The organism is Asticcacaulis tiandongensis (genome assembly GCF_006475605.1).
Lineage (GTDB): Bacteria > Pseudomonadota > Alphaproteobacteria > Caulobacterales > Caulobacteraceae > Asticcacaulis > Asticcacaulis tiandongensis.
The window spans coordinates 225942-239057 of the sequence record NZ_ML636837.1 but is presented as its reverse complement, the minus strand read 5'-3'; the positions used below and the strand labels follow the sequence as shown (position 1 = coordinate 239057).

Sequence of the window (13116 nt, the reverse complement as noted above, 5' to 3'; positions counted from 1 at the left end):
ATTAGATGAACCATTTTGAATATAAAGACGGCGAACTGCATGCCGAAGGCGTAAGGCTGAGTGAACTGGCTAACCGTATTGGCACGCCGTTTTATGTCTATTCCTCCGCGACGCTTGAGCGCCATTTTCAGGTGTTTTCGCAGGCCTTATGGGGTCAGGAAGCGCTGAAAAGCCCCAAGGGGGAGGCGCCACTCATCGCCTATGCCGCCAAGGCCAATTCCAATCTGGCGGTGCTGCAAACCCTGGCCGAGCAGGGCGCGGGTGCCGATACGGTGTCCGAAGGCGAAATCCGCAAGGCCCTGATGGCCGGTATTCCGGCGGACAAGATTGTCTTTTCGGGCGTCGGCAAGACCGATGAGGAAATGGCCTTTGCCCTTAAGACCGGCATCTATCAGTTGAATGTTGAGTCAAAGCCCGAGCTGGAGCGCCTGAGCCATGTGGCAGGGTCGCTTGGGCTGGTGGCCCCACTGGTTATTCGTGTTAATCCGGGTGTAGGCGCGGGTGGTCATGCCAAGATCACCACGGGCGGGGCCAAGGACAAGTTTGGCGTGTCTGCCGAAGAAGCCATTGCGCTCTATGCGCAGGCCGCGTCTGATCCGAACCTCGCGCCCTTGGGCATTGCCTGTCATATCGGCAGCCAGATCAGCGATCTGGTCCCTATGCAGGAAGCCTTTTCGCGCATGAAGGGCTGGGTGCAGGAACTGCGGGCGGCGGGCCTGAGTGTTGAGCGCCTTGATCTGGGCGGCGGGCTTGGTGTGCCCTATTTCAATCAGACTGAACCGCCACCACCGGCTGATTTTGCTGAAATGGTCGCCCTGACCGTTGGCAATCTCGGGCTGCGCTATACGTTTGAGCCGGGGCGTCTGATTTCGGCCAATGCCGGTATTATGATCTCAAAGGTCATTCATATCCATGAGCGTGAAAGCTCGGGTCAGAAGTTCCTTGTCGTCGATGCGGCGATGAACGACCTGATGCGTCCGGCGCTTTATGACGCCTATCACGACATTCGTCCGGTAGTCGCGCCCGCTGACCCGCTCAAGGCGACCTATGATGTGGTCGGGCCGATCTGCGAGACGGGTGATACCTTTACGCGCGGGCGCACCTTGCCGGTGGCCAGGGCGGGTGATCTGGTGGCCTTCATGTCGGCGGGAGCCTATGGGGCGGTGATGGCGAACGAATATAATTCGCGGCCCCTGATCCCTGAAGTTCTGGTGCGCGAAGACAAATGGGCGGTGATCCGTCCACGGCCAAGCTATGAGGAGATGATGAACCGCGAGGTTCTGCCGGAATGGCTCAAGCCGCATTCAGATAAGGCTTAACAGGGCGGGCTATCACTGACGGGGGGACAATGAGGCTATCCAGACTGAAGCGGGCTTTTGCCCTGACCGGTACGATCATGGTGTGGGAGCGGGTATTGCCCGCGCTCACGCCATTTGTGCTGTGGGGGGTGAGTATCCTTGTGGCGGGGCAGTGGGGGCTGTGGTCGCATCTGGCGTTTGAAGGTCACGCGACGGTTATGGTGGCGGGGCTTTTGATGGCGCTGGTGGTCAGTGTGCGCTTTTTGCGCCGCTTCAGACGACCGAGCTTCACTGAGACCAATCAGCGACTGGCGCTGGATAACCGCCTGAGGCCTGAGCGTTTGCTGGCCATGCGCCATGAGACACAACAGCCGCGCCTCAGGACAGGCAAGGCTAAGGCAGGCCTTGCGGCAGGTGATCCTATGGCCCTGAGATATGTTCTGCTTCTGATTGCGGCCTTCGGATTATGGACGCAAGGGCCGGTGTCGGTGTCGCAAGCCCTTTCAGGCTTTATGATTATTGATAAGGCCCCGCCGGAGTTGAGATTCTGAGAGTCAGACGTAAATCTGTTTTCTGGGCCTTGCTGGCCATAGGGATTCTGCTGGGGACCTTCTGGCTCGATTACCGTTCGGGTCTGTTCGGGCCGGATAAGGGGCCGGTGGTGTCTGAATTTTCGGGCCCTGCCGATATTATTGATGGCGACAGTCTGCGCGTTGCCGGTAAGGAAGTCCGGCTTAAGGGCATTGATGCCTTTGAATATCGCCAGATGTGCGGTGTCTTTCGTTGCGGTGGTGATGCGACGCTGGCGCTTAAGACACTGACGCACGGCAAAACAGTGACCTGTGAAGATAAGGGGCGCGATCGCTATCAGCGGGTACTGGCCTATTGCCGTACAGAGGCGGGTGATCTGGGAGAGGCGCTGATTGCGGCGGGTTTGGCGGTGCGCTATTATGATAGCGCTAATCGCTACGGACGCAGCGAGCGCGAGGCCCGACACGAGGAACGCGGGGCGTGGGCGCATGACTTTATCCCCCCTTCCGAATACAGACGCCAATCATACTGACATAAATTGGCAGTACGCGTTTTTATAGAGGTTCGGTCATCCATATTTATCAAAAGGCCGGACATGCTTACGCTCTATCATTCCCCCAATTCCCGCTCGACGCGCATCATTGGCCTCATTGAGGCGATGAATATCCGCGACAAGATCGATATCCGCCTTGTCAGCATCCTGCGTCAGGACGGTTCGGGCGGGCAGGATGCTAGCAATCTGCATCCCGAAGGCAAGGTGCCCTGTCTGGTGCATAATGGAGTCGAGATATGGGAGTCGGCGGCCATTATCCTCTATCTGACGGACCTTTTCCCCGAAAGTGGCCCTGAAGGCGATCTGGGGGTGCCTGTGGGGCACGCGCAACGCGGGCGTTATGTGTCCTGGCTTACCTATTATGCCGGCATTGTTGAGCCCGTTCTGGTTCACCACTACATAGGCGCGGAACATCCCGCACTTCAGGCGACGTTCAGGGGTATGCCTGAGCTGGCGGCGCGGCTTAAGGCGGCCTTGAGCGGGACGTCATGGCTGGTTGATGACCGGTATACGGCGGCAGACCTTTTGATGGCGTCACCCTTTCAATGGTTCACAGATATAACACCGGATGATCCCGCTATAAGGAACTGGCTGGCGCGATGCAGCGACCGACCGTTCCATTCGGCGGTCGAGGCTTTTGAAGCCGAAGCCATGGCGGCGCTTTAGGGGCTGGTTTTCACCCGCTCATCAGGGCGGGTGAAGTTTTTACAGATCGAGAATGGGGACAAAACCGCCATAGATCATCCGGCGTCCGTCGAACGGCACGGTTTCCATCATGTTGGCCATGCGGGGGTCGGACATCATTTTTTCATTGGCTGAGTCGCGTACCTCTTTGGACGGATATTCAAACCAGCTGAAGACCACAACCTCATTGTCCTTGGCCTGAACGGCGCGGCGGAAATCGGTGACCTCACCTTCAGGGACATCATCGCCCCAGCATTCAACTATGCGGCTGATGCCAAATTCTTTGAACATAGGCCAGGCATCGCGGGCATGTTTGATGTAGAGCTCTTTCTTGTCGGCGGGGACGGCGGTTACAAATCCATCAACATATTTCATTGGTTTAACTCCCTTTTGGCTCTTTTGGCGTGGTGTCAGGATATTGACATTATATGTTGATATCAACATAATTATAAAATGTCAAAGCCTGTTCCATTTTCAACGACGCTTGAGGTGCGTGATTGCTGCCTGTGTCTTTATACGCAGCGGGCGGCGCGTGTGCTGTCGCGCCATTTTGACGACGTACTGCGGCCGTTTGGCTTAACCAATGGCCAGTTCTCATTGCTGATGTCGCTTAACCGGCCTGAGCCGCCGACGCTGAAACCGGTCGCGCAGCTTCTGGGTATGGATCGCACGACGCTAACGGCGGCGCTTAAGCCGCTGGAGCGCGCGGGCTGGGTGCGGGTTGAAACAGATGCGACGGATAAACGCAATCGCCGCCTCCGGTTGACCGAAGACGGCGAAAAGAAGCTGGCGGAAGCCGTGCCGGTATGGCGCAGCACGCATGTGGCGATTGAGGCGCGATTATCCATCAATGCTGACGCCTTGCGTCTGGCCTTGACGGACATCGCCAGTCTTTAAGGCCTATTCGATATATTCTGGGGCGTCGATGTGGTGGCCCACCAGCATGGCGTCGGCGACGATACGCAGCGGGGCGAAATCGGCATCAGATTTGCCGGCACGGATCAGACGCTCAAAATGGGCATAAAGACCGGAATATTCAGCTTCTTTTTCCTTTATGAGCACCTTGTCGTCGACCTCAAGCTCGGTGCCGCCCATAGACAGGGTTAGTTTTTCACCGGCTTCGGATTCAATAAAGATCGACCAGGTCTGGATGCCGGTTTGCAGGAAGTCGTAATCGGCGCGGATATCAAGACCGGTTTCATCCGTCATGGTCAGTTCGGCCTGAATAGGGGCTTGACAATTGACGGGGATGTGTAGGTCGGCGGCCTTGACGATGACCTTTTGCGGCAGGATGCGCGTCAGGATCGACAGGGAGTTGATGCCCGGATCAAACACGCCCATGCCGCCGGCTTCGAAAATCCACTTCTGGCCGGGGTGCCACTGACGGACGTTTTCTTTCCAGACGATGTGCACGCTTTTCAGCTTGCGCGCGGCGATCCATTCACGGGTCGCCTCAACCGCAGGCGCAAAACGCGAATGCCAGCTGGCCAGAACCGTAAGTCCTTTTGAGGTGGCCAGATCGCGGATGGCCTCGGCTTCACCAAGGGTGGCGGCGGGTGGCTTTTCGAGGAAAACGTGGCGACCGGTGGCAATGACCTGAGCGGCGATCTTATGACGGATCTGCGGCGGCGTGCAGATGGCAATGGCTTCGATTTCGGGATGCGCCTCGATCATGGCCTCAAAGGTCGGATAGGCTTTTACGCCTTCGGGGCGCGCATGAGGTGAGCAGCCTGCCACCAGTTCCAGCGCCGGATTACCCTTAATGGAGGGTATGTGCTGATCAACGGCAATCTTACCCAAACCAATTAAGCCGATTTTCAGCGGTGTTGCCTCAGCCATATGTCAGTTCCCTCTAAATACTTTCTTTGTGCCACTTACGGCTTCTAACGCAATCCGGGTGGAGCTGCAATTATCATATAAATAAAAGATGCAGTAGAATAACCCGGACAATTGTTCGGTGAATAGCACAGGCTTTTGGTGACGTAAAACGGATTCCTGCGTCGATCAGGGTTGTTCATTAAGGGCATAGATTCGTTGCATGCCAACCCATTTTTCACCGGCCTGTGCGAAGGGCAGGGGCTTTTGAAATTCCCACATCAGTTGCTCCCAAGCCTGAACCTCAGGGTCGTTCCGGTCGGCCAAGGCCTTGGCTTCAGGGGAAAAATCCGGCCCGACCGTCATGATCATGAACAGGCGATCACCGGTATGCCAGATTTCAAGTTCGCGAATATCGGCGTTGCGAATCGATCGGTTTATTGCCTGAGGCACGGCACCGGCCCTGTGCCAGTCCTTGTAGCGGGCAATCAGCGCCGGATCATTTTTCAGATCGAGCGCAAAACAATAGCGCATTGTCGCGTCAGATGCCTGAGTCATTGGAATTTTCCCCTGTCTGTCGACTGTTTTTATGATTTCCCGCAAAAATTGCGCGGGAAAATGAATTTCATATTTGACGAATGAATTTATAAATGATGTTTTACTAATCACAATACCGACGAATAAGCCGGACAAAAAACAGGCCTCTTACGAAGAGCGCGCAGGGAGTTACAAGAAATGACCACCGAAAACGGGCCGAAAGGCGCGGTAAGAGCGGCTATGTGGCCGCTTATATTGATCACCAGTCTGTTCTTTTTCTGGGGGGTCGCCAATAACCTTAATGACGTGCTGATTCCGCAGTTCAAAAAGGCGTTTGTTCTGACCGATTTGCAATCGTCTCTGGTGCAATCAGCCTTTTATCTCGGCTATTTCTTTCTGGCCCTGCCTGCGGCGCTGGTTATGCGGCGCTTCGGCTACAAGGCCGCCGTGGTGCTGGGGTTAGTGCTCTATGCGGCCGGCGCCTTCCTGTTTTGGCCGGCGGCAGAAACGCACCAATATAGTTTCTTCCTTGGGGCGTTGTTTGTCATTGCATCGGGTCTGGCTTTCCTTGAGACCTCGGCCAATCCGTTGATCACTGTGCTGGGATCACCTGAAAAGGCGGCTTTCCGGCTCAATCTGGCCCAGAGCTTTAATCCGCTGGGGGCCATAAGCGGTATTTTCATTGGCCAGCACTTTATCCTGTCTGGCATCGAGCATGATGAAGCCAGTCTGGGGGCGCTGGATGAAGCCGCACGTCAGGCCTTTTATGTTTCAGAGGTCAAGGCGGTGCAGGGGCCATATCTGCTGATCGGTGCCGTGGTGCTGATGTGGGCCGTGCTGGTATTGTTGTCGAAATTCCCGGCGGCAGCGACCCGCAACAGCCACGAAGATACGGGCGAAGACATTGGGGCTTTTGAGTCAATAAAACGCCTGTTCTCGCGCCCGCGTTTCATGTTTGGTGTGGTGGCGCAGTTTTTCTATGTCGGGGCGCAGGTAGGTATCTGGAGCTTTACCATTCGCTATGCGCAGGCTGAATTGGGCCTGAGTGAAAAGGCAGCGGCCAGCTTCCTTTACTATGCGCTGATTGCCTTTGCCGTGGGTCGCTTTGCCGGTACGGCGCTTATGAGCCGTCTGTCACCGCGTTTGATCTTAGGCGGCTTTGCGCTTGCCAATATTGTCCTCACCCTGACGGGCGTTATCGCCGGTGGAGAAACCGGCCTGTGGGCCTTAACCGCAGCCAGCTTCTTCATGTCGGTGATGTTCCCGACCATCTTCGCCACCTCATTGCAGGGTTTGGGCAACCTGACCAAGACCGGCTCGTCGTTCCTTGTGATGGCGATTGTCGGTGGGGCAGCCCTGCCTATGGTCATGGGCTTTATCTCTGATATCAGCCATATCCGGCAGGCCTTTCTGGTCACCACGGCCTGCTTTGCGGTGATCACACTCTATGCCTTCACGGCGTCTGTAAATCGTAAAAAGGAAGTGTAACCCATGGCTGATGCGCCAAAATCTGACACGTCACCCAAATATCGCGCACCGGCTCTTGAGAAGGGGCTGGATGTGCTGGAGCTTCTGGCCGCCAATAAACGTCCGATGACCCTGTCGCAAATATCGACACGGCTGGATCGCTCGGTGAGTGAGTTGTTCCGTATGGTTCAAGTGCTTGAGCATCGCGGCTATGTCGCGCCTTCGGCCAAGGGAGACGGGCTGGAACTGACCAACAAGCTGTTCTCTTTGGGCATGAGTCGTGGCCCAAGCCAGAACCTTCTGGCCTCGGCTCTGCCGCTGATGCAGGCCTTAAGCGAACAGGTGCGGCAGTCGGTGCATCTGGCCATTGCCTCAGATGACCACATGGTGGTCATTGCCCGCATTGAGGCCCCGGGTGACCTCGGCTTTTCAGTGCGGGTTGGCTATCAGCGCAAGCTGGTCGAATCGACATCCGGTCTTGTGCTCTATGCGTTTCAGCCGCCGAGCCTGAAGGAGCAGTGGCGCGCCATCCTCCGGCCTACCGCTACGGCGCAGGAATGGCAGTTGCTTGAGACGGTGGCTGAGCGGGCGCAGTCGCAGGGCTATGTGCAGGCCAAGAGCGATTTTGTTGACGGTGTACTGGATGTCTCCTGTCCGGTGATGAACGACACGACCGTGATTGCAGCCATGACCATTCCTTACCTCAAGACGCATGGATGCCTGACGCTGGATGAGACGATTCTCAAGCTTAAAACCACGGCTCTGGCCCTGACGCGGACATTGGGCGGATAGAGCGCAAGATCATTTTTTACCATTAATCACAATGGGTTAAAAAATGATCAGATAAATTTTGCAGGTGAAAGGGAAAAGTCATTCATGGGCCGCTTTTCCCTTCGGTGCCGCTTGAAATGCCCTTGGGGCGGCCTTATTCTGTTTCACGAATAATAAGGTTTTTAAACCTGATAAAAATTCGTGGGAAACGTCTTGTTCTTTTCATCTGATATACCTCAGCCATCCAGCGGTGCCCGCGATTGCACAGCGCAACTCGGCTTCGGGGCGGCCGCAATAGGCAATCTTTATCGTGCCATTGATGACGCAACGGCTCAGGCCGCCATCACGGCGGCGCTTGAGGCTGGAATAGGCTATTTCGATGTCGCGCCGCACTATGGCCAGGGTCTGGCTGAACGGCGTCTGGGCGCGGGGCTGAAAGGGACTGAGGTTACGATTTCCACCAAGGTGGGGCGTGTTCTCAAGCCAATCGATGCGCCGCCAAAGGACACGGTCCGGCATGGCTTTGTCGATGGCGACCCCTATGAGCCGGTCTTTGACTATAGCTATGACGGGGTCATGCGCAGCTTTGACGCCAGTCTGATGCGGCTACAGCGTGAGCATATCGATATATTGCTGGCGCACGATCTGGGGGAGGTAACGCACGGCAGCGCGCATCCACGCCATTACCGTGATTTTCTTGAGGGCGGTTATCGCGCCATGACTGAGCTTAAGGCGCAGGGGCGCATCAAGGCCATCGGTCTGGGGGTCAATGAGGTCGCGATTTGTGAGACCCTGATGTCGGATGTTGATCTTGATGTGGTGCTTCTGGCCGGACGCTATACCCTGCTTGAGCAGTCACCGCTTGAGACGTTTTTTCCTTTATGCGCTCAAAAGGGTGTGTCGGTTATCGCCGCGGCACCGTTTAATTCGGGCATACTGATTGAGGGGGCGAAAAAGGGTGCCTGTTACAACTATGCGCCTGCGCCAGAGGCTATTGTGGAACGTGTGCGGCGCATAGAAGCGATTTGTGAGGCGCACGCGGTACCATTGGCGGCGGCAGCCTTACAGTTCCCGCTGGCGCATCCGGTGGTTAAACGCCTGCTGATCGGCATGGGACAGCCGGAGCAAGTGACGGCCAATCTGGGTTATGGACAGGTGAATATCCCTGAGGCGCTCTGGTCTGACCTCAAGGGGGAGGGTCTGGTGCATCCTGACGCCCCTGTACCACAGGCCCAAACTGCAAACAGCGTACAGGTGGAGTCCGCGCATGGATAAGGAAACGAATGTGCGGGTGTCGTCTGATCTGATACTTCTGCATGATCATGATAATGTTCTGGTGTGCCGTCAGGTGATCGAACCCGGCGTCAGGCTGGTGATTGATGGCGCAGAGGTGGTGGCCGGTGAGCGCATCGAGGTCGGGCATAAGGTGGCGCGACGTGACCTGAGTGTGGGTGACAAGATTATCAAATACGGTGCGCCTATTGGTTCCATGACGGGGGCCGCCCCGAAGGGGGGACATGTGCATCTGCATAATATGAAAAGTGACTATATTCCGTCACATACACGTAAGGTTGTTGGCTGATGGAAACGCTTATTGAACATGATCGTCCGCAACTGACCGGTCGCCTCAGGGCAGATGGTCGGAAGGGCATTCGCAATGTCATCGCCGTCGCCTATCTGGTGGAATGTGCGCACCATGTGGCGCGGCAGATCGTCAATAAGGCTGACGACAGTGACGTGCACCTGATCGGTTTTCCCGGCTGCTATCCCAATGACTATGCCTTTAAGGTCATGTCGGCGGTGACCACCCATCCGAATGTCGGCGGGGTTTTGCTGATTTCTCTGGGTTGCGAAAGCTTCAACCGTGAGCGCCTGAAGCAGGTCATTGAGGCGTCTGGCCGTCCATGCGAAACGCTGGTGATCCAGAATTCGGGCGGCACGCTTTCGACCGTGGCGCAGGGGCTTGAGGCGGTCGCGCGTCTGAAAGCCATTGCCGCAGAGGTGCCGGTGGTGCCGATGGATGTCTCTGAACTGGTGATCGGGACGATTTGCGGCGGATCGGATGGCACTTCAGGCATTACAGCCAATCCGGCGGTCGGTCGGGCGTTTGACTGGCTGGGGGCGCAGGGGGCGGCCTGTATATTTGAGGAAACCGGCGAGCTTGTCGGCTGTGAAAAGATCATGGCCTCACGCGCGGTGACGCCGGAACTGGGGGCGGCGCTTGAGGCTTGTGTGCAAAAGGCCGAAGCCTATTATACGGTCATGGGCTATGGGTCTTTTGCGCCGGGAAATGCCGAAGGCGGCCTGACGACACAGGAAGAAAAGTCGATGGGAGCCTATTCCAAATCAGGTTCGGCCCCGATTTGCGGCATATTAAAACCCGGTGATCTGCCGCCAAGTGGCGGGTTATATCTGCTGGATGTCGTGCCGGACGGTGAAGTGCGCTTTGGCTTCCCGAACATCTCGGATAATGCCGAGATCGTCGAACTGATTGCCTGTGGGGCGCATCTGACCCTGTTTACCACAGGGCGCGGTTCGGTGGTCGGGTCGGCCATTTCACCTGTCATCAAGGTCTGCGCCAATCCCGATACCTATAAGAAACTGCACGAAGACATGGATGTTGACGCCGGACGTATCATGGAGGGGCGGGCGTCTCTTGATGAGGTTGGCAGTGAAATCATCGATGTCGTGCTGAATGTGGCGGCGGGGGGCTTAAGCAAGTCCGAAGCGCTTGGCCATCAGGAATTTATCCTGACCTATAAGGCGTTTGATCCTCTGGGGCCGGCCTGTTTGCCGCTCAGACGCTAATTTCAGGCGTTAATTATTGCCTGACCTTTGCCCATATAACGGCGTCTTAGGGTAACGTTAACCAAACTTAAGCAAAACTTGCCCTGTTTAAACGCAAATCACGGATTCGGCTGACAGGTCGACATGTGTCCAGATCGCGGTTGCGGCGGATACCGGCAGAATCCTTCCAGGGGAATGGGCTTAATGAAGGCGTCACGTTACGTCGTATTCGCAGTAGCTGCCGTAGCGGCGTTACTACTGGCGTTTCTGGTGCGCGGGCTGGTGGGCGGTAAAACCCCTGCTGAAACAGGCGCAAGCAAGGTGGTCGTGGAAGCACCAACGACGAAAGTGCTGGTGGCGGCGCGCGATCTCAAGGTCGGGCAGCGTATCGCTGAGGCCGATCTGGTGTGGAAAGACTGGCCAGCCGATGCGCTTAATGCCGCCTATTATACCGATGGTGTGGTCGAGGTCGCTAAATCCCCTGAAGAAACGAATCAGTTGGCCAAGGCGGGTGAGGTCGTGGCCGAAGCGGCTGATGCCGCAATTAATCCGACGCGCGGCAAGGAAAATCTGCTCAATGCCGTGGTGCGTGAGCCTATTCTGCAAAATGAGCCGATCATTGACCGCAAGGTGGTTCAGGCCGGTCAGAGCGGCATGATGGCGGTGATGCTTGAGCCGGGCAAGCGCGCTATGGCCGTGCCGATCAGCGTGGAGACAACGGCGGGTGGTTTTATCCTGCCCGGTGACCGCGTGGATATTCTGGTCAGTGCCGAAGATCGTCGTGCCGAGGGCAGCAATGTCATGGTCACGCGTCAGGTGCTGCGCAATATCAAGGTTCTGGCGATCGATCAGGCGGTGACCGCTCCGACCGAGGGGAATGCGGTTGTGGGGGCAACGGCGACGGTTGAGGTGACACCCGAAGAAGGACAGGCGCTGGCGCAGGCACGGGCGCAGGGCACGCTGGCCCTGATGCTGCGTTCCTATGCCGATGTAAACGGCCCGTCCGGTCGGGTGGGCAATACAGGCACAGCAAGCACCAATACGGTGACGGTGGTGCGTAACGGTCAGGCCTCAGAGGTGGTGGTTACACGATGAGCAGCTATCCAATGAGACATATGGCCGCGACGGCGATGATAATGGCTCTGGCGGGAACGGCAGCGATGGCGCAGCCGGTGCCCTATCAGGCGGGTAATGCGCAGCTGAATGTCGAGACGCGTTCAAGTCCTGTGCGCACGCAGGTGCTGAACCTGCCCAAGGGGCGGTCGGCGGTTATTGATCTGCCGGTCGATGCGGCAGATGTGTTTGTCTCTAATCCGGCGGTGGCCGATGCCGTGCTGCGTAATCCGCGTCGGATTTTTGTGCTGGGTGTAGCTGCCGGTCAGTCGGACGCTATCTTCTTTGATGCCTCGGGTCGTCAGATACTGAATCTCAGTGTGCGCGTCGAAGCGCCGACCGATCAGCTGGCGGATACGATCCGCCGCATCTATCCGCAGGCGCAGATCGAAGTCGAAAACGTCAACGGCTTTGTTATTCTCAATGGTCTGGTGGCTAATGCCGCTGAGGCTGAGGCCATTCAGCGTCTGGCCTCAGCCTTTGCCGAAAAGCCTGAGAATGTCATCAATTCGCTGGCCATTGCCGGTCAGGATCAGGTGATGCTCAAGGTGCGCATTGTCGAAGTTGAGCGCAATACCATCAAGCAACTGGGGCTGGCGGCGGACGTTGTCTATAATAACGGCACCCGTTCCTATTCCTTCGGCCGCGGCAATACCTTCAGTACGAACGGTGGTTATCAGGGTGGACGCGGTCTGTGTTATGGCCAGCGCGGGGCCAGACCAACCAACCTCACCTCAAGCAGCAGCGATACCAATTCCACATCCCTGACGACGACGTCACCTGACGGGTCTCTGGTGGGGACGGTTGGTCGTACGGTGCAGGATACGGCCTCTTCTGCCTGGTCAACTCTTACCGGAAACAATGCCCAGCATTGTCTTGAGGCCTTTGAGCGCGTCGGTCTGGTGCGGACACTGGCCGAGCCCAATCTGACGGCGGTGTCTGGCGAAGCCGCACGCTTCCTTGCCGGTGGTGAATTCCCCGTACCGGTCAATCAGGATACGCAAGGCCGCATCACAGTAGAGTTCAAGCCGTTCGGTGTGGGCCTTGGCTTTACCCCTGTGGTGCTGTCGGGTGGGCGTATCTCGATCAAGCTGTCGACCGAAGTGTCGGAACTGACCAATACCGGTGCCTATACGCTCAATGGCAATTTCACCATTCCGGCCCTGAGTGTGCGCCGTGCCGAAACCACGGTCGAGATGCAGTCGGGATCATCCCTGATGATCGCCGGATTGCTACAGTCAAACTATAAGCAGACCATAGATTCCCTGCCCGGCCTGACGTCCCTGCCGGTGCTGGGCACCTTGTTCCGCTCACGTGATTTCCTGTCGGAAGAAACCGAGCTGGTGGTGATTGTCACCCCTTATCTGGTCACGCCCGGCCATCCGGACGGCTTACAGACGCCGGCGGATAATCTCCAGATTGCCCATGATATGGAGTCCGTTTTCCTCGGGCGGCTCAATAAGGTCGTACGCGAAAGCAACGGTGACTTTGCGTCCGAACCCCCACCGCCGGGTGCCTATCAGGCCCCTATTGGCTATGTGATCGAATAAGGACGCACCG

The 13116-nt window shown here is 56.8% G+C and carries 15 protein-coding genes; 12 read left to right on the top strand and 3 right to left on the bottom strand.

What is annotated here, in order from left to right; genetic code table 11:
* Window positions 1–5: 5 nt before the first annotated feature.
* From lysA to E5201_RS01060, 4 genes are all read left to right on the top strand, one after another.
* On the top strand, window positions 6–1319 hold the full coding sequence (gene lysA / locus E5201_RS01075) for a diaminopimelate decarboxylase (RefSeq protein ID WP_140984147.1): 1314 nt from the start codon (window positions 6–8) through the stop codon (window positions 1317–1319).
* A 29-nt stretch (window positions 1320–1348) separates the two neighbouring features.
* Entirely contained in the window at window positions 1349–1849 is a 501-nt protein-coding gene (locus E5201_RS01070) for a DUF4175 family protein (RefSeq protein ID WP_140984146.1), read from the top strand.
* Window positions 1850–1878: 29 nt separating this feature from the next.
* On the top strand, window positions 1879–2361 hold the full coding sequence (locus tag E5201_RS01065; protein WP_140984145.1) for a thermonuclease family protein: 483 nt from the start codon (window positions 1879–1881) through the stop codon (window positions 2359–2361).
* Between the two features lie 63 nt (window positions 2362–2424).
* A complete protein-coding gene (locus E5201_RS01060) occupies window positions 2425–3048 on the top strand; it encodes a glutathione S-transferase family protein (protein WP_140984144.1) in 624 nt (207 codons plus the stop codon).
* Between the two features lie 39 nt (window positions 3049–3087).
* On the opposite strand, the gene E5201_RS01055 is transcribed toward E5201_RS01060, so the two are convergent.
* Window positions 3088–3441, bottom strand: coding sequence for a DUF1428 domain-containing protein (locus tag E5201_RS01055; protein ID WP_140984143.1), 354 nt, complete (start codon window positions 3439–3441; stop codon window positions 3088–3090).
* 78 nt (window positions 3442–3519) lie between these two features.
* Here E5201_RS01055 and E5201_RS01050 point away from each other — a divergent pair, with 78 nt between their 5' ends.
* Window positions 3520–3963, top strand: a complete 444-nt coding sequence (locus tag E5201_RS01050; protein ID WP_140984142.1) for a MarR family winged helix-turn-helix transcriptional regulator — start codon at window positions 3520–3522, stop codon at window positions 3961–3963.
* 3 nt (window positions 3964–3966) lie between these two features.
* Here E5201_RS01050 and E5201_RS01045 read toward each other — a convergent pair whose 3' ends face one another.
* Window positions 3967–4905: a Gfo/Idh/MocA family protein gene (locus tag E5201_RS01045; RefSeq protein ID WP_140984141.1), complete on the bottom strand. Its 939-nt coding sequence runs from the start codon at window positions 4903–4905 to the stop codon at window positions 3967–3969.
* Between the two features lie 165 nt (window positions 4906–5070).
* The gene (locus E5201_RS01040; protein WP_246050345.1) at window positions 5071–5439 is read right to left on the bottom strand and encodes an L-rhamnose mutarotase; all 369 of its coding nucleotides are present in this window, start codon (window positions 5437–5439) and stop codon (window positions 5071–5073) included.
* Window positions 5440–5616: 177 nt separating this feature from the next.
* Between E5201_RS01040 and fucP the strand changes: the two genes are divergently transcribed.
* The 7 genes from fucP to E5201_RS01005 all read left to right on the top strand — a co-directional run bounded on the left by fucP (window position 5617) and on the right by E5201_RS01005 (window position 13106).
* A complete protein-coding gene (gene fucP / locus E5201_RS01035; protein WP_140984140.1) occupies window positions 5617–6906 on the top strand; it encodes an L-fucose:H+ symporter permease in 1290 nt (429 codons plus the stop codon).
* Window positions 6907–6909: 3 nt separating this feature from the next.
* A complete protein-coding gene (locus E5201_RS01030; protein WP_140984139.1) occupies window positions 6910–7677 on the top strand; it encodes an IclR family transcriptional regulator in 768 nt (255 codons plus the stop codon).
* Window positions 7678–7869: 192 nt separating this feature from the next.
* Window positions 7870–8931 carry an aldo/keto reductase gene (locus E5201_RS01025; protein ID WP_140984138.1) on the top strand — a complete coding sequence of 354 codons (1062 nt, stop codon included), beginning with the start codon at window positions 7870–7872 and terminating at the stop codon, window positions 8929–8931.
* Window positions 8924–9238, top strand: a complete 315-nt coding sequence (locus E5201_RS01020) for a UxaA family hydrolase (protein WP_140984137.1) — start codon at window positions 8924–8926, stop codon at window positions 9236–9238. The genes E5201_RS01025 and E5201_RS01020 overlap by 8 nt, the downstream gene beginning before the upstream one ends.
* Window positions 9238–10464, top strand: a complete 1227-nt coding sequence (locus E5201_RS01015; RefSeq protein ID WP_140984136.1) for a UxaA family hydrolase — start codon at window positions 9238–9240, stop codon at window positions 10462–10464. The genes E5201_RS01020 and E5201_RS01015 overlap by 1 nt, the downstream gene beginning before the upstream one ends.
* 183 nt (window positions 10465–10647) lie before the next feature.
* Window positions 10648–11538: a Flp pilus assembly protein CpaB gene (cpaB, locus tag E5201_RS01010; protein WP_140984135.1), complete on the top strand. Its 891-nt coding sequence runs from the start codon at window positions 10648–10650 to the stop codon at window positions 11536–11538.
* A gap of 11 nt (window positions 11539–11549) precedes the next feature.
* Window positions 11550–13106 carry a type II and III secretion system protein family protein gene (locus tag E5201_RS01005; RefSeq protein WP_246050344.1) on the top strand — a complete coding sequence of 519 codons (1557 nt, stop codon included), beginning with the start codon at window positions 11550–11552 and terminating at the stop codon, window positions 13104–13106.
* Window positions 13107–13116 lie beyond the last annotated feature (10 nt).